Annotated in this window: 13 protein-coding genes and 1 pseudogene; 9 read left to right on the top strand and 5 right to left on the bottom strand. The window is 49.3% G+C overall.

What is annotated here, in order from left to right; all coding sequences use genetic code 11:
* Nucleotides 1–108: 108 nt before the first annotated feature.
* From AYK67_RS16780 to AYK67_RS16750, 7 genes and pseudogenes are all read left to right on the top strand, one after another.
* Nucleotides 109–1,213: pseudogene (locus AYK67_RS16780) on the top strand (IS3 family transposase); the annotation flags it as partial.
* A gap of 347 nt (nucleotides 1,214–1,560) precedes the next feature.
* The gene (gene pdhA / locus AYK67_RS16775) at nucleotides 1,561–2,610 is read left to right on the top strand and encodes a pyruvate dehydrogenase (acetyl-transferring) E1 component subunit alpha (RefSeq protein ID WP_068089610.1); all 1,050 of its coding nucleotides are present in this window, start codon (nucleotides 1,561–1,563) and stop codon (nucleotides 2,608–2,610) included.
* 18 nt (nucleotides 2,611–2,628) lie between these two features.
* Nucleotides 2,629–4,017, top strand: a complete 1,389-nt coding sequence (locus AYK67_RS16770) for a pyruvate dehydrogenase complex E1 component subunit beta (RefSeq protein ID WP_068089607.1) — start codon at nucleotides 2,629–2,631, stop codon at nucleotides 4,015–4,017.
* Between the two features lie 18 nt (nucleotides 4,018–4,035).
* Complete coding sequence (locus tag AYK67_RS16765) at nucleotides 4,036–5,364, top strand: pyruvate dehydrogenase complex dihydrolipoamide acetyltransferase (RefSeq protein WP_068089603.1); 1,329 nt, start codon at nucleotides 4,036–4,038, stop codon at nucleotides 5,362–5,364.
* A gap of 129 nt (nucleotides 5,365–5,493) precedes the next feature.
* Complete coding sequence (lpdA, locus tag AYK67_RS16760) at nucleotides 5,494–6,936, top strand: dihydrolipoyl dehydrogenase (protein WP_068089671.1); 1,443 nt, start codon at nucleotides 5,494–5,496, stop codon at nucleotides 6,934–6,936.
* 197 nt (nucleotides 6,937–7,133) lie between these two features.
* Nucleotides 7,134–8,141, top strand: coding sequence for a lipoyl synthase (gene lipA / locus AYK67_RS16755; RefSeq protein WP_068089669.1), 1,008 nt, complete (start codon nucleotides 7,134–7,136; stop codon nucleotides 8,139–8,141).
* A gap of 223 nt (nucleotides 8,142–8,364) precedes the next feature.
* Nucleotides 8,365–8,823 carry a type II toxin-antitoxin system RatA family toxin gene (locus AYK67_RS16750; RefSeq protein ID WP_068089599.1) on the top strand — a complete coding sequence of 153 codons (459 nt, stop codon included), beginning with the start codon at nucleotides 8,365–8,367 and terminating at the stop codon, nucleotides 8,821–8,823.
* Nucleotides 8,824–8,840: 17 nt separating this feature from the next.
* On the opposite strand, the gene AYK67_RS16745 is transcribed toward AYK67_RS16750, so the two are convergent.
* From AYK67_RS16745 to AYK67_RS16725, 5 genes are all read right to left on the bottom strand, one after another.
* Nucleotides 8,841–9,329, bottom strand: coding sequence for a hypothetical protein (locus tag AYK67_RS16745; RefSeq protein WP_068089597.1), 489 nt, complete (start codon nucleotides 9,327–9,329; stop codon nucleotides 8,841–8,843).
* A gap of 207 nt (nucleotides 9,330–9,536) precedes the next feature.
* Nucleotides 9,537–10,469: a hypothetical protein gene (locus tag AYK67_RS16740; RefSeq protein WP_068089594.1), complete on the bottom strand. Its 933-nt coding sequence runs from the start codon at nucleotides 10,467–10,469 to the stop codon at nucleotides 9,537–9,539.
* Between the two features lie 109 nt (nucleotides 10,470–10,578).
* The gene (locus tag AYK67_RS16735; RefSeq protein ID WP_068089591.1) at nucleotides 10,579–11,514 is read right to left on the bottom strand and encodes a hypothetical protein; all 936 of its coding nucleotides are present in this window, start codon (nucleotides 11,512–11,514) and stop codon (nucleotides 10,579–10,581) included.
* A gap of 162 nt (nucleotides 11,515–11,676) precedes the next feature.
* Nucleotides 11,677–12,192 carry a CinA family protein gene (locus AYK67_RS16730; RefSeq protein WP_068089588.1) on the bottom strand — a complete coding sequence of 172 codons (516 nt, stop codon included), beginning with the start codon at nucleotides 12,190–12,192 and terminating at the stop codon, nucleotides 11,677–11,679.
* A gap of 12 nt (nucleotides 12,193–12,204) precedes the next feature.
* Nucleotides 12,205–13,458 carry a bifunctional 2-C-methyl-D-erythritol 4-phosphate cytidylyltransferase/2-C-methyl-D-erythritol 2,4-cyclodiphosphate synthase gene (locus AYK67_RS16725; protein WP_082735898.1) on the bottom strand — a complete coding sequence of 418 codons (1,254 nt, stop codon included), beginning with the start codon at nucleotides 13,456–13,458 and terminating at the stop codon, nucleotides 12,205–12,207.
* Between the two features lie 274 nt (nucleotides 13,459–13,732).
* Here AYK67_RS16725 and dusB point away from each other — a divergent pair, with 274 nt between their 5' ends.
* The gene (dusB, locus tag AYK67_RS16720; protein WP_068089585.1) at nucleotides 13,733–14,746 is read left to right on the top strand and encodes a tRNA dihydrouridine synthase DusB; all 1,014 of its coding nucleotides are present in this window, start codon (nucleotides 13,733–13,735) and stop codon (nucleotides 14,744–14,746) included.
* 23 nt (nucleotides 14,747–14,769) lie between these two features.
* On the top strand, nucleotides 14,770–15,888 hold the full coding sequence (locus AYK67_RS16715) for a two-component system sensor histidine kinase NtrB (protein ID WP_068089582.1): 1,119 nt from the start codon (nucleotides 14,770–14,772) through the stop codon (nucleotides 15,886–15,888).
* Nucleotides 15,889–15,890 lie beyond the last annotated feature (2 nt).

Here is a 15,890-nt window from a genome sequence, read left to right as displayed (position 1 = left end):
TCGATGCTTTCATATTCTGCTCCTTCCCAGCCAGGAAATTCGTCACAGAAAATTCTAACTCAAATCGAGGGACTTTTCAGGGAGCACATCATAAGATTGAGGTGGGATATGAAGCGTTCGCGTTTTACGGAAGAACAGATTATCGGGATGATCAAGGAACAAGAAAGTGGTGTGCCGGCGGCAGATGTTTGCCGCCTACACGAGGTCAGTAAAGCATCATTCTACAATTAATGAGCTGCTAGACCGCCATTGGTTCAAGGTCAGCAGCGAATGCGAAGTATGGCGGCATGGATGTGTCCGACGCGCGCAAGCTGAAAGCTATGGGAGATGAGAATGCCAAACTGAAAAAGCTGCTCGCCGAAGCGATGCTGGACAATGCCATGCTCCGCGATGTGAACGCAAAAAAGTGGTAGGGCCCGCTGCCGCACGCCAAGTAGTTGCTTTTCTTTGTCAAAACTTTGGTGTGAGTGAGCGGCGGGCCTGTTCTGTTCTGCAGGTTGACCGGTCCAGCGTGCGTTACAAAAGCGTGCGTCCAGACGATAAACCTTTGCGCGAAGCCATGAAGCAAATCGCCCATGAGCGGCGGCGTTTTGGTTATCGTCGGATCCATGTTCTTTTGAAGCGGCAAGGGATTACCATGAACCTGAAAAAGCTGCGGCGCTTGTATCGTGAGGAAGGATTGCAAGTGCGCAAGCGTGGTGGTCGCAAACGTGCGCTTGGAACCCGCAGGCCAATGATCGTGCCTTTCAAGGCCAATGAACGCTGGAGCCTGGACTTTGTGAGTGATGCATTCACCGATGGCAGGCGCTTTAGAATTTTAGCTGTGGTTGATGATTATAGCCGCGAATGTCTGGCCCTTGTTCCCGATACGTCCATATCAGGCGCCCGGCTTGTGCGCGAGGTCAAAGCCGTTATTGCACAGCGGGGAATGCCAACCACAATTGTCTCGGACAATGGTACCGAAATGACCAGTTCTGCGGTGTTACAGTTCTGCCAGGAGACAAAAATCAACTGGCATTACATTGCTCCGGGAAAGCCTATGCAAAATGCCTTTATTGAGAGCTTTAACGGCAGCTTTCGCGATGAGTGTTTGAACGAAACCCTGTTCTCCTCATTGCATGAAGCAAGGAATGAAATCAGGTATTGGCAGCACGACTATAACACCCAAAGACCGCATTCGTCTTTGGACAACCTAACCCCAGCCGAATTTGCGCGGCAAAACCGACTGGAAAAAATGGCCGCATGAGGCTTAAATAGAAAACAAGGATCCTCTCAAAACTTGGAGGGAACTTGGGGCTCAGGTCATTACTCATATACATATTTGTATTTTTAAAGAATCGAGCATATAAATTATCGAGTAAGTGGTAAAAGTGCGCCTGTAAATAAATTAACAGCAAAGAAGTTAAATATAACCAATTAACCAAATTCAAGTTAACATGAATAAATGTTATTTATCAGTTACTTAATGGTATTAACTCTAGTTTTAACGCGGCTTGGCTTATTTTGTTGCACAGAGTAGTGTCGGGCCTGAGATTAACACGTCAAAAGAGACGAGAGCATATGGCTGGAACTGAAACCAAGTCTTCTGGTGGTCGCTCCAAGGGACCTTCCAAGGCAGCCGGTGCGTTGAAAAACGTACCTAAGACCGTCGAGTTCAATCAAGACGAAGAGCTCAAAGCTTACCGCGAAATGCTGATGATTCGACGTTTCGAAGAAAAAGCTGGTCAGCTTTATGGTATGGGCCTGATTGGCGGCTTTTGCCACCTTTACATCGGTCAGGAAGCAGTTGTTGTTGGCATGGAAATGGCCAAGGAACAAGGCGACCAGATGATTACCTCTTACCGTGACCACGGCCATATGCTGGCCTGTGGTATGGACCCGAACGGTGTTATGGCCGAGTTGACCGGTCGTAAGGGCGGGCTGTCCAAGGGTAAGGGCGGTTCCATGCACATGTTCTCCAAAGAAGCAGAGTTCTACGGCGGTCATGGTATTGTGGGCGCACAGGTCGCACTGGGTACCGGTCTGGCCTTTGCCAACCGCTATAAGGAAAACGGCAAGGTTTCCATGGCGTTCTTCGGTGATGGCGCGGCGAACCAGGGTCAGGTTTACGAGAGCTTCAACATGGCCAAGCTCTGGGATCTGCCGGTGATCTATGTGATCGAGAACAACAAATACGGTATGGGTACCTCAATTGAGCGTGCTTCATCTACCACTGATTTGTCCCAGCGCGGTGCCTCCTTCGGTATTCCGGGCGTTCAGGTGGACGGTATGGACGTACGCGCTGTAAAAGCTGCGACCGATTACGCCATGCAGTGGTGCCGTGAAGGCAATGGTCCTTACATCCTTGAGATGATTACATACCGCTACCGCGGTCACTCCATGTCTGACCCTGCAAAATACCGCTCCAAAGACGAAGTGCAGAAAATGCGCTCCGAGCACGATCCGATTGAACAGGTTCGCGCCCGTCTTCTAGAGAAAAAATGGGCCGACGAAGATAGCTTGAAGGCTATCGACAAGGAAGTCCGTGCCATTGTTGCAGCCTCCGCTGAATTTGCCCAGAACGATCCGGAGCCGGATGCTTCTGAGCTTTACACCGATATCACTCTTTAAGGCGGAGATAGAATTAACATGGCTATCCAGATTTTGATGCCGGCTCTTTCGCCAACAATGGAAGAGGGCAAGCTTTCCAAGTGGGTTAAACAGGAAGGCGACGCGGTTACTGCAGGTGACGTGATTGCAGAAATCGAAACCGATAAAGCCACCATGGAAGTGGAAGCGGTTGATGAAGGTGTTTTAGGCAAAATCCTTATTGCCGAAGGCACTGAAGATGTGAAGGTGAACACACCTATCGCAGTACTTTTAGAAGAAGGCGAAGACGCTTCTGCCGCTGACAATGTGGGCAGTGCACCAGCACCAGCTGCGGCTGAAGCGCCAGCACCGGTTGCTGAAGCTGCGCCAACCACACCGGCAGCGCCAAAGGCACCGGTTGACGTGGTTGAACTGGCTGACCCTGAAGTGCCTGCGGGTACAGAAATGCGCCAGACAACAGTGCGTGAAGCCCTGCGTGACGCAATGGCGGAAGAGATGCGTGCTGATGAGCGCGTGTTCTTGATGGGTGAAGAAGTGGCACAGTACCAAGGTGCCTACAAAATCTCCCAGGGTCTGCTGGATGAGTTCGGCGAAAAGCGCGTAATTGATACGCCAATCACCGAGCACGGCTTTACCGGTCTGGCAGTTGGTGCGGCTATGGCAGGTCTGCGCCCGATTGTTGAATACATGACATTCAACTTCGCCATGCAGGCAATTGACCACATCATCAACTCTGCAGCCAAGACACTTTATATGTCTGGTGGTCAGATGGGTGCGCCAATGGTGTTCCGTGGAGCCAACGGTGCGGCCGCGCGTGTGGGTGCGCAGCACTCGCAAGACTACGCTGCATGGTATGCCTCCATTCCGGGCCTGAAGGTTGTTCAACCTTACTCCGCAGCTGATGCGAAGGGCTTGTTGAAAGCGGCGATCCGCGATCCGAACCCGGTCATTTTCCTGGAAAACGAAATTCTGTACGGTCAGAGCTTCGATGTGCCAGTAATGGACGATTACATCGTACCGATTGGTAAGGCGAAGGTTGTGCGTGAAGGGTCGGACGTTACCATCGTTTCTTGGAGCATGGGTATGACCTATGCAACGAAAGCGGCTGACGAGTTGGCAGCACAAGGTATCTCGGTCGAGTTGATTGACTTGCGCACCATCCGTCCTTTGGATATGGCGACAATCTTGCAATCCGTACGCAAAACCGGCCGTCTGGTTTGTGTTGAAGAAGCCTTCCCGATCTGTTCGGTGTCTTCTGAGATTGCCTTCCAAGTTCAGCGCGATGCCTTCGATTACCTCGATGCACCAATTCTGCATGTAACTGGTAAAGATGTGCCAATGCCATACGCTGCCAACCTTGAAAAGCTGGCACTGCCGAACGTTGGCGAAGTTATCGACGCGGTTAAAGCCGTTACTTACACCGCTTAGGGCAAGGATTAGAAATCAATGGCTATTCAAATTTTGATGCCAGCGCTTTCCCCAACCATGGAAGAGGGCAACCTTGCCAAATGGCTGGTGAAAGAGGGCGATACGGTTTCTGCCGGTGATGTTATTGCCGAAATCGAAACCGATAAAGCAACCATGGAAGTTGAAAGCATCGACGAGGGTGTTGTTGGCAAGATCCTCGTTGCCGAAGGTGCACAAGGCGTGAAAGTGAATGAACTGATCGCGGTGCTTTTGGAAGATGGTGAAGACGCATCGGCTGCCGATAATGTGGGCAGTGCCCCGGCACCTGCAGCTGCTGCGACCCCGGCACCTGCTGCGGATGCTCCTGCTGCAGCGCCAGCGGCAGCACCTGCTGCGGCAACTCCGGCAACATCTGGCGAGCGGGTTTTCTCCTCGCCATTGGCGCGCCGTATTGCCAAGCAGAACGGTCTTGATGTGGCGCTGATTTCCGGCACTGGTCCTAAGGGCCGTGTTGTGAAGCGCGACGTAGAAGCTGCATTGGCTAATGGCACTGGCAAACCAGCTGCAGCAGCAGCTGAAGCGCCAAAAGCTGCGGAAGCACCTAAGGCAGCAGCACCTGCTGGCCAGTCTGATGAGGCGATCCTCAAGCTGTTTGACGAAGGCTCCTATGAGCTTGTACCGCATGATGGCATGCGCAAGGTTATCGCCAAGCGTTTGACCGAGTCCAAGCAAACAGTGCCGCACTTCTACCTCACAGTAGAGTGTCAGCTGGATGCCTTGTTAGCTCTGCGTTCACAGCTCAACAAATCAGCGCCGGTTGATAAAGACGGTAAGCCAGCCTACAAGCTCTCGGTTAATGACATGGTCATCAAGGCCCATGCCTTGGCACTGAAAGCGGTACCAGCTGCTAATGCCTCTTGGACCGATAGCGGTATGTTGTTGCACAAACACGCTGATGTGGGGGTCGCAGTTTCCATCGATGGTGGCTTGATTACGCCAATCGTGCGCCGCGCGGAAGAGAAAACTCTTTCGACCATTTCTATCGAGATGAAAGACTTGGCCAAGCGGGCGCGTGAGCGCAAACTGGCACCACAAGAGTTCCAGGGCGGCACCACTGCGGTTTCCAACCTTGGCATGTTCGGTGTGAAAAACTTCTCTGCCATTGTGAACCCACCACATGCAACCATTCTGGCTGTTGGTGCGGGCGTAAAGCAGCCGGTTGTCAATGCAGAAGGCGAGATTGTACCTGCCACCGTGATGTCTGTGACCGTATCAACCGACCACCGCGCGGTGGACGGTGCGTTAGGCGCAGAGCTGTTGCAAGCCTTCAAGGGCTACATCGAAAACCCGATGTCTATGCTGGTTTAATCCAGATCAAGGCAGGGGGCTTTGCCCCCTGTTTTTCAAAGAGCCGGTTGAGCCCCCATCTTCTCCCGGCACAGTGAGACAACACCGGTGGCCGCTAAAAAAGCACCCCACCGTATGAAGGATAGCATGATGAGTGGCACCAATTACGACGTCATCATTATCGGCTCTGGCCCAGGCGGTTATGTAACTGCGATCCGCGCTTCCCAACTGGGATTGAAAACCGCGATTGTCGAGCGCGAGCACATGGGCGGTATCTGCCTGAACTGGGGTTGTATCCCTACCAAGGCACTGCTGCGTTCCGCTGAAGTTTACCAGTACATGGGACACGCCAAAAACTACGGTCTGTCTGCGGAAAATATCAGCTTCGATGCAGCTGCTGTTGTTAAGCGCTCTCGCGGTGTTTCCGGCCAGCTCAATGGCGGTATTGGCTTCTTGATGAAGAAGAACAAGGTCGACATCATTTGGGGTGAAGCGAAAATCACCAAGCCGGGCGAAATTTCTGTTGGCGCGCCATCTCGCGCTGCCTACCAGCCACAACATCCGGCACCAAAAGGCACCAAAGGGCATGGCACCTACAACGCCAAGCACATTATTATCGCTACCGGTGCCAAGCCGCGCGTTATTCCGGGTATCGAGCCGGATAAAGAAAACATCTGGACCTACTTTGAAGCTATGGTGCCGGAAAAAATGCCTAAATCCTTGATTGTTATGGGTTCAGGCGCAATCGGTATCGAATTTGCCTCGTTCTACAACACCATGGGCGTTGATGTGACCGTTATTGAGATGATGGCGAACATTATGCCGGTGGAAGACCCTGAAATCTCTGCGATTGCGAAAAAGCAGATGGAAAAACAGGGTATCAAGTTTATCACCGAAGCCAAGGTCAACAAGGTTACAAAGGGCGGCGGTAAGGTCACCGCTTCTGTTGAGACCAAAGACGGCAAAACCCAGCAGCTGGATGCGGAAAAGCTGATTTCGGCTGTGGGTGTTGTGGGCAACATCGAAAACATCGGCCTTGAGAATGTTGGCGTGAAAACCGATCGTGGTTGTGTGGTGATTGATGGCTTTGGCCGTACCAATGTACCGGGCATCTATGCGATTGGTGATGTGGCCGGTCCGCCAATGCTGGCACACAAAGCCGAGCATGAAGGTGTGATTTGCGTTGAGAAAATCGCTGGTCTTGACGCCCATCCAATGAAAAAAGAACAGATACCGGGTTGTACCTACTGTAACCCGCAGGTGGCTTCTGTTGGCTTGACCGAACAAAAAGCGAAAGATGCGGGCTATGAGATCCGTGTTGGCCGCTTCCCGTTCATGGGTAACGGTAAGGCGATTGCGCTTGGTGAGCCGGAAGGTCTTGTGAAAACTATTTTCGACAAGAAAACCGGTCAGCTTTTGGGTGCCCATATGGTTGGCGCTGAAGTAACCGAGCTTATTCAGGGCTTTGTGGTTGCTATGGGTCTTGAGACCACCGAGGAAGAGCTGATGCATACCGTCTTCCCGCATCCGACACTTTCTGAAATGATGAAGGAAAGCGTGCTCGATGCTTACGGGCGTGCACTGAATATGTAGTTATATCTTGGGGCAAGGCAAGCGCTTTGCCCCAATGATAAAAGCTTAGTCAATGGTATGCTTTGGCGCAAAGCCCTTGCGATTGCGAGGCTTTTGCCCTAGAGCACTGTTAGTTTTCCAATTGCTATCGCAAAAAATGGCACACCTGATAAGAATAATAGTGTCGACTGCGAATAGCGAAACACCGAGTGGACCAAATGGTTACAATCGTAAACACGCTTAATCGTCCAAGTGATACCGATGCAGCTCCTGAGGCTGTTGCTGCGCAAGCCGAACGTCCGCGTCACCCTGAAAAGGCGCACCGACCGGACCAGCAAGTGGCCCGAAAGCCCAAGTGGATTCGCGTTAAAGCGCCAACATCGCCGGTTTATAAAGAAACCCATGAGGTGGTGCGTAAAAACAACTTGGTGACTGTGTGCGAAGAAGCGGGTTGTCCGAATATTGGCGAATGCTGGTCGAAAAAACACGCCAGCTTTATGATACTTGGGGATACCTGTACCCGTGCCTGCGCATTTTGTAATGTGCGCACCGGAATGCCAGGCCCTGTGGATCAGAACGAACCCAAAGGTATTGCCGAGGCTGTCGCCTCTATGGGGCTGGAGCATGTGGTTATCACATCGGTAGACCGTGATGACTTGGAGGATGGCGGCGCCACCCACTTTGCCAATGTGATTAAAGCCATTCGTGAAAAATCCCCCACAACAACAATTGAAGTGCTGACACCGGACTTCTTGCGCAAAGAAGGCGCACTGGAAATTGTGGTGAAGGCCAAGCCAGATGTGTTTAACCATAACCTCGAGACTGTACCTTCCAACTATTTGAAGGTGCGTCCGGGTGCGCGTTATTTCCACTCTATCCGCTTGTTGCAACAGGTGAAGGAAATCGACCCCGAAATGTTCACCAAATCCGGCATTATGGTTGGGCTTGGTGAAGAGCGTAACGAAGTATTGCAATTAATGGATGATTTGCGCACCGCAGATGTGGACTTCCTAACCGTTGGCCAATACTTGCAGCCCACTAAAAAGCACCATCCGGTGATGAACTTCCCGACACCGGAAGAGTTCAAGGCGTATGAGCGCATTGCTTACACCAAAGGGTTTTTGAAGGTATCTGCCAATCCGCTGACTCGTTCCTCTCATCATGCGGGTGATGATTTTAATGATCTGAAAAAAGCGCGGGCGGCAAAGTTGGGGCAGGTGGCTTAAGCCATTCACAACTTTTGAGTAGAATTTCTGCCCATAAGCAAAGCATCCTGACATGGTTTGTCCGCTTTTAGGCAGCTATTTACACCTTGCTATGATTTTTTTCTTGGCAAAGGCCCGTCTCTCCCCTAGAGCATGGGCCTTAACTGTTGTGAAAATATATGCCAGTCTAAAAGGCTTGGAGCGTTTCACGTAAGCTTTACTGAAAGTCAGGAATAGCCGATTAATGCCTTCGTTTCGTAATTCTCGCCTTGTTGCCCATAAAGCGGAAAACATGTTTGCGCTGGTTGCTGACGTGGAACACTATCCACGCTTTGTGCCGCTTTGTCAGGCGCTCGAGGTGCGGGGGCGGCGCGATTTGGGCGAGGGGAAAGAAGTACTCATCGCCGATATGACTGTGGCTTATAAGGTGTTTAAAGAAACTTTCACCAGTCGGGTGGAAATGGATAAAGCAAGCCTTAAGATTAACGTTGAATATCTGGATGGGCCGTTTAAGCACCTGAAAAATATTTGGGAGTTCGTGGTGGAAGACGACAAGGCTTGCCACGTTAATTTTTACATCGATTACGAATTCAAATCGCGCACCCTAGGGGCGATGATGGGCGCGATGTTTGATAAGGCATTCAAGAAGTTCTCTCAGGCATTCGAAATGCGGGCCAACGAGGTTTACGGCCCCTCTATTTAATGCATCAGATTGTTTTATCATGGTTTTTTTGTTGTTTTTTCATCTCCCAGTAAACCGCCAAGTCCATGTAGCGGGCTGCGATCATTGAATGTATTACGGATGGTTTCAAAGCGGTTTACAATGCCTTGCTTGGGGCTGGGGCCTTTGGCAGCATCAGCAAGTGACTGGTGAATGCCCACTTGTTTAAGTGTTACCTGCTCCTCGGGTGACTTACATAGCACGACCCACCCGTCTTGACTGTTGATCTCAAGGTTAACACGAAAACCTTTTACATTTGCCTGCTTTGACCAAACGACAGTTTGTGGCCTGACAAAATACGGCTGGCCACAAAACTGAACAAACTTGTAACCACTTCGATAATGGGTAAGAACGCGGTGGCCCTCGAAGAATTTACCGCTAGTTTCTCTTGCGATAATGTAACGATCACCTTGTTTAACCTGCGCAAAACACAAAGAAGGAATGGTCATGATAAGGAGTGAAAGCCAGAGTCCAAGATAATTCCACATAGACTTATCCTCCCCATAAACCTTAGAGAATTATTGCACAGATGCCGATTCTACAGCCTAATAATCTGTAGGCTGCATTTATTAATGAACTAAATAAATTCACTAAAATACCTGTGCTTTATAAAACAATACTCCTGTTATCCCCAGCGTCACTTACACATTCGAGGCCTGAGTTTAAGCGGCTAAGGAATGTTTCAATGCTGAATTTTAAGAATACTGTTTTGGAAACAGATCATTGTGATCAATATAGAAACGATAAAGCGTTGAGTTTGCAGCTGAAAGAACGTTAAAAGCCATTTCTCTTTCATGTTCTGGCACATACCAAAGCGCCGCATGCCAACCCAGGTCAATAAGCTGGCCGGGAAGTTTCGGTCGATGCTCTCTGCGCAGTGACTTTATGCGTCGGTTTAACCTGTCTTCCTCGTTTGGGCTTAGCTTCGGATAGTTGTCATATTCGAATAGCATCTTCAAGGTAGACAGCTGCGCCTCGCATACAAAATTATATGGATAGACATTACGAAACAGCCCTTGTTCTATCATACGAATTGTAGGGCGGGCTAAACGATCAAACCAGAGAAGCTCTTTCGAAAACCTATCATAGGCATCCTGCGTTATATTGGGGAACTCATCTTGGCCAAGCATTTCTGCCTCAGGGTATCGTGAAATAAATCGCGTTGGGACATCTGGAATTACGAAACCGGAGCTATGAGGAACAGCATTTAAAATATGCCGACCACAAGCAGCTAATTGTTTCATCCTGCCTTCAGGCGATTTTTCAAATACTTCTGAGCTGACAAAAATGCTCGTACTGGCTTCTTTCGTAGGGTCAATTATAAACGCCATAGCTAGTCTATATTCGGCTACACCATCATTTTCCAGCCATTCAATAGAATGGCCTTCAAACAAAATCCCTTTTTCACAATCAAAAGCAGGCGCTTCATTTTTCTTAGTATTAATGAATTTATAAATGTCATCTATAAAGTTGATATCAGGTGTATCGACGAAGCCTTTAAATTTCATCGATGTTACCTCGCGTTCAAAATCATCAAAAATCGATCGCGCTATCTCATACATGTCCTTGTAAGAAACAGCTTTGTGTGTACTAAAGTTAATTTGGATTGGCTCATTAACTAACCCCATGGCAATCTCTTTACCTCTATTTTCAAGTCTTTATTTTCACTCAGATTAGGCAATATGTGTTTTTCAATGTGACTGCCATGGTTTGGGCTCGGTGACATCTCTTCTATCACTACGAATCGTGCTCTTTTGGAAACAGATCCTTGTGATCAATATAGAAACGATAAAGCGTTAAATCTGCAGCTAAAAGAACGTTAAAAGCCATTTCTCTTTCATGCTCTGGTACGCACCAAAGCGCCGCCTGTGAACCCAGGTCGATAAGCTGGCCGGGAAGTTTCGGTCGATGCGTATCACCCTTTGAGCATATGTGTTTGTTTATCTTGTCCTCTTCACCTGGGCTTAGCCTCGGATAGGAGTCATATTCGAATAGCATCTTCAAAGAAGCCAGCTGCGCTGCGCATACAAAATTATATGGATAGACATTACGAAACAGCCCATACTCTGTCATAAGTGCAACAGGCCGACCTAGACGGAAATACCAGAAAAGTTCTTTTTCAAACTTATCATAGACATCCTGCGAGATATTAGGAAAATCCGCTTCAAAAATCATCAAAGCTGCACTGTATTTACCTAAGAATTGCCATGGAACACCCAAAATTGTGAAGCCCGCTGCTTTTGGAACAGTTTTGAAAATATGTGCACCGCAAGCAGAAAACTGTTGCAAAGTGCGCTCAGCGGATTTTGCAAATAAATGTGAGCGTATTTCTATTGAAATATGCTGTTCAGTTATGGAATTAAACGTAAAATCTACAGACAATTCACTGTCGGCTCCAATATCTCTCTCCAAACCTTCGATAAGGTTGGTTGTAAACGAAAACGTTTTTTCGCAATCAAAACGCGGTGCAGCGGTTTTTTGACTATGAATAAATTCACAAATATTATTGATGCCGTGAACGCTAGGCGTATCATAGAAATCGATAATATCCATTGAGGATATTTCACGCCCGAATTCAGCGAAAATCGATTGCGCCAGCAACAACATTTCTTTGTAGCTTATAGCACTCACTGTATTGAAACAAAGTAGAGCTGGGTCTTTTTTAAGGTACATGAATAAAGCCTTACTAAAGTAAATGCATATCAACTTCTTTATAACTTGAAATCTTGGTAGTGACTATCGTTTTAAACTTTCTTCAAAGGAATTATTCTACATCCAAAAAGAAAGGTTGTTATATTAAGTTTAATTAAATCTGGGGCAATATGACTGAAATACTTATTCGAGGTAGGGTTTGGGGGTAACAGTCGCTTCCTTTAGCAATTCAAGGGCTTTTTGCAGCGCGCACATGCGAATATGATCGCGGCCCTTGTTCTCAAACAGGCAAGGGGCATGGGTGAGGGTGCCATGTTTACTGGCGCAAGCCAGATGCACGGTTCCAACGGGTTTTTCTTCAGAGCCACCAGAGGGGCCAGCGATGCCGGTAATTGACACGGCAACATCGACATGAGCCGCGTTGAGCGCACCTGTTGCCATGGCTTTGGCTACTTGGGCACTTACTGCACCATGCTCGATAATGAGCGGCATGGGTACAGATATCATTTCTACTTTAGCCTCGTTGGAATAAGTGACAAAGCCGCGTTCGACAACAGCGGATGAACCGGAAATATCGGTCAAGAGACCGGCAAGTAAACCTCCCGTACAGCTTTCGGCTGTGGCCAACCGCCAGCCCTTTTCTTTGTAAGCGATAATAACTTCTTCCGCGAGCTTGGTTAACTGACGATCAAAGAGCATGGGAGCCTCGCTTTAGCAGGTTTCATCAAGATCAAGCGGCAAGCGAATGGTGGCGCTGGCCATGGCGGCAATACCTTCTTCCCGGCCGGTAAAGCCCAGTTTTTCCGAGGTTGTGGCCTTCACGGCAACGCGGGAGATTGGGACATTGCATATTTTTGCAAGGCTTGTGCGCATGGCTTCCCGGTGCGGGCCGACTTTTGGCGCTTCGCAAATGATGGTGACGTCCAAGTGTGCCACAATACCTTGTCTTTGTTTTACTTTATCAATGGCGTAGGCAAGGAATTGGTCGGAGGCAGCCCCTTTCCATTGCGGATCGGAAGGGGGGAAGTGAGAGCCAATATCGCCGTCAGCTAAAGCTGCGAAAATTGCATCTGTCAGGGCATGCATGGCGACATCGGCATCTGAGTGCCCTTTGAGCTTTTTGTTGTGTGGCACTTTAATGCCGCATAGCATGGCGTGGTCACCTGCTTCAAAAGCGTGGACATCGTAGCCGGTACCAACACGAATATCTGCCAGTGCTGCAAATTGCTCCATAGTTACTTTCTGTCTTGCTAGAGCCAAATCATCGGGGCTTGTGAGTTTAACATTGGCGCTGTTGCCGGTGACCAGTTCCACCTTATGCCCCAGCCATTCAATAAGAGCGGTATCATCGGTAAAACTATTGATTTCTTTGAGGGCAGCTTGTTGATGCGCTTGCCATATGGTTTGAAAGCAAAAACCCTGCGGTGTCTGCGCTTGATAAAGGTTTGTGCGGTCAACCGTCTCAAGAACATCGCTCTTATGCGCTCGCCGCTTGAGACTATCACTCACTGCAATGGCGGGTAGGGCAGCTTGCGCACCTGCCAACAAGGCGGCATGAGTATTACTCAGTGTTTGCGGGTCGATAAACGGCCTGACACCATCATGAATAAATACAAAATCAGGGTTAAACGGCGCTATAGCCAGTAGGCCGTTATAAACGGAGTTTTGCCGTTCGGTGCCACCCGTTACAGGGGGGAGTAGGCGCGGGTCATTGATTTTATTGGCAATAGAATCATACGCTTGTCGGTCATCAGCATGAATAACAACTTGCAGATAATCTGTTTTATCAAAGGCCAAAAGCTTGGAGATTGTTTGTTGTAAAACAGGCATGCCCCCAAGGTCGAAATACTGCTTGGGGCCATTTTCATGGGCTGTTTGCATTCGCGAACCACGTCCTGCGGCAACAACTAAGACGGCAAGTTTGTTGTAATGCTTTTCTAGGTTTTGTTGGTTTAATGCTGTCATGCGGGCCCTGTTCAGGTTAAAAACGGCTCATGTCGCGTTGTAAACAAGCATATCGGCACAGCTAAGCTCAAACTGCTGCAAGTTAGACTATGTTTATCAAGGCGGTTGTACTGCTATTCATTTTTGTTGTGGGCTATTTTCTTCATAAGCTCAAGGTGCCGCAAGCTTTTTTAAACCATTTCCCACTTGCCATTATTTTACTATTGCTTATTATATAAGCATTGATGTTTAGTGCCTATGAAAAGGGCACCTCATAAGGTTCCGATAAGATACCATGGTGCAAATTGCTAATATCCAGTTGAAAAACAAGGTGGTTCTGGCCCCCATGTCCGGTGTGACCGATTTGCCGTTCCGCCGCTTGGCACTGCGCTATGGTGTGGGCATGGTGGTCAGCGAGATGGTGGCAAGTGATGCGCTCGTCACTGCCCATCCGGAAAGCTTGATGCGTGCGGAAGGTGAGGGCATTAATCCGCATGTTATTCAGCTCGCAGGCAAAGATGTGCGCTGGATGGCGGAAGGGGCCCGCATTGCCGAAGCTGCGGGCGCACACATGATTGATATCAATATGGGCTGCCCTGCAAAAAAGGTGACCAGTGGCTATTCTGGCTCCGCCTTAATGAAAGATTTAGACCATGCGATGCGCTTGGTTGAGGCGGTAATTGGTGCAGTAAAAGTGCCGGTAAGTTTGAAAATGCGTCTTGGCTGGGATGAGACCTCCATGAATGCGCCAGAACTTGCCATGCGGGCCGAGGCCGCAGGAGTGCAAATGCTGACAGTGCATGGCCGCACACGCAATCAGTTTTACAAGGGAAAAGCAGACTGGCAAGCGATTAAGCGCGTGCGTGATGTAACCAGTGTGCCATTGGTGGCAAACGGAGATTGCTGCAGCTTTGAAGATGCCGACGCCATGCTGGTGGCCTCTGGCGCTGACTTGGTGATGGTAGGGCGCGGTGCATATGGGCGACCATGGTTGCCGGGGCATATTGCGCATTACTTGATGACGGGTGAAAAACTCAAGGCACCAACAGGCGCTGCGTTAGCCCGGCTCATTTGCGAACACTATCAAATGATGCTGAGCCATTATGGCCATGAAGTTGGTTTGCGGGCGGCTCGAAAGCATTTGGGCTGGTATCTGGAGGCCAGTGGCACCTTGGGGAGCAATGGTCAGATGAGTGAAACTGGTCGGGCATTCTTGCGGCAAGTGCAAACGTGCGAGCAGCCGCAAACGGTTATTTCATTAATAATGGACTGGTTTGAAGACTACGCAAAAGCTCAGGCTGCTGCATAACTCTTTGCATTTTAGGGGGCGTAATGCTCAAGCTTTTAAATGGTGATGGTCAACATGTACTAGACTCGCTTCCCCACCCGGTAATGGTTGTGGGTGAGGATGACCGGATTATAGCGGCAAACAGTGCGGCTGAGGTGTTTTTTCAAGCCTCGCTCCCGGTCATGCAACGCCACGATATCTCATGGTTTGTTCCTTTTGGCAGCCCGTTGCTCAGTTTAATAGAGCAGGTGCGCAGCCGTGGCGGTGCTGTGAATGAATATAAGGTGGATATCAGCTCGCCCCGTATCGGCAACGAAAAGCTCATAGATGTTCACGCTTCCCCCATGAGCGAGCGGCGCGGTGCGGTTGTATTACTGTTTCAAGAGCGTTCCATCGCCGAAAAATTGGATAAACAACTAACCTCGCGCGGTGCGGCGCGTACGGTCATTGGGCTGGCAGCCATGCTTGCACACGAAATTAAAAACCCGCTCTCCGGCATACGCGGCGCAGCGCAGCTTTTAGAGCAATCAGCCGAGCCGGAAGATCGTGCATTAACGCGCCTGATAATGGATGAAACCGATCGGATTGTGAAGCTGGTAGACCGCATGGAAGTGTTCTCTGACGAGCGCCCCATACAGCGCGAGCCGGTTAACATCCATGGGGTTTTAGATCATGTCAAGCGATTGGCACAAACGGGTTTTGGCCGCAATGTTCACTTTAATGAAAAATATGATCCGTCTTTGCCGCCGGTTTTTGCCAATCGCGACCAATTGGTGCAGGTGTTTTTGAATCTGGTTAAAAATGCCTGCGAAGCGCTTGATGGGGTTGTTGACGGACAAGTGACCATTTCAACCGCATTTCGTCCCGGTATTCGCCTTTCTGTTCCAGGGGCTCAAGAGCGGGTGAGCTTGCCGCTGGAGTTTTGTGTCAGCGATAACGGACAGGGTGTGCCCGATGATTTACTGCCGCATTTATTTGAACCATTCATTACCACCAAAACCAATGGTTCGGGTTTAGGGCTGGCTCTGGTTGCCAAAATTGTTGGCGATCATGGCGGTGTTATTGAATGCGATAGCAGTACAAACTCGACAGTTTTTCGAGTGTTGATGCCTGCCTGTGCACCACAAGATAGCCAAATAATTGAAGATATTGATGGGGATTGATT

Source organism: Polycladidibacter stylochi, from assembly GCF_001562055.1.
Lineage (GTDB): Bacteria > Pseudomonadota > Alphaproteobacteria > Rhizobiales > Stappiaceae > Pseudovibrio > Pseudovibrio stylochi.
The sequence above is the reverse complement of the archived record's forward strand: the minus strand, read 5'-3'. Positions and strand labels throughout refer to the sequence as shown.

Excerpts from the sequence above, each read along its gene's own strand:
- AYK67_RS16730 (WP_068089588.1), bottom strand. The coding sequence starts at position 12,192 with ATGCTCTTTGATCGTCAGTTAACCAAGCTCGCGGAAGAAGTTATTATC.
- AYK67_RS16740 (WP_068089594.1), bottom strand. The coding sequence starts at position 10,469 with ATGGGGTTAGTTAATGAGCCAATCCAAATTAACTTTAGTACACACAAA.
- lpdA (WP_068089671.1), top strand. The coding sequence starts at position 5,494 with ATGAGTGGCACCAATTACGACGTCATCATTATCGGCTCTGGCCCAGGC.
- lipA (WP_068089669.1), top strand. The coding sequence starts at position 7,134 with ATGGTTACAATCGTAAACACGCTTAATCGTCCAAGTGATACCGATGCA.
- AYK67_RS16770 (WP_068089607.1), top strand. The coding sequence starts at position 2,629 with ATGGCTATCCAGATTTTGATGCCGGCTCTTTCGCCAACAATGGAAGAG.
- AYK67_RS16765 (WP_068089603.1), top strand. The coding sequence starts at position 4,036 with ATGGCTATTCAAATTTTGATGCCAGCGCTTTCCCCAACCATGGAAGAG.
- AYK67_RS16715 (WP_068089582.1), top strand. The coding sequence starts at position 14,770 with ATGCTCAAGCTTTTAAATGGTGATGGTCAACATGTACTAGACTCGCTT.
- pdhA (WP_068089610.1), top strand. The coding sequence starts at position 1,561 with ATGGCTGGAACTGAAACCAAGTCTTCTGGTGGTCGCTCCAAGGGACCT.
- dusB (WP_068089585.1), top strand. The coding sequence starts at position 13,733 with ATGGTGCAAATTGCTAATATCCAGTTGAAAAACAAGGTGGTTCTGGCC.
- AYK67_RS16735 (WP_068089591.1), bottom strand. The coding sequence starts at position 11,514 with ATGTACCTTAAAAAAGACCCAGCTCTACTTTGTTTCAATACAGTGAGT.
- AYK67_RS16725 (WP_082735898.1), bottom strand. The coding sequence starts at position 13,458 with ATGACAGCATTAAACCAACAAAACCTAGAAAAGCATTACAACAAACTT.
- AYK67_RS16745 (WP_068089597.1), bottom strand. The coding sequence starts at position 9,329 with ATGTGGAATTATCTTGGACTCTGGCTTTCACTCCTTATCATGACCATT.
- AYK67_RS16750 (WP_068089599.1), top strand. The coding sequence starts at position 8,365 with ATGCCTTCGTTTCGTAATTCTCGCCTTGTTGCCCATAAAGCGGAAAAC.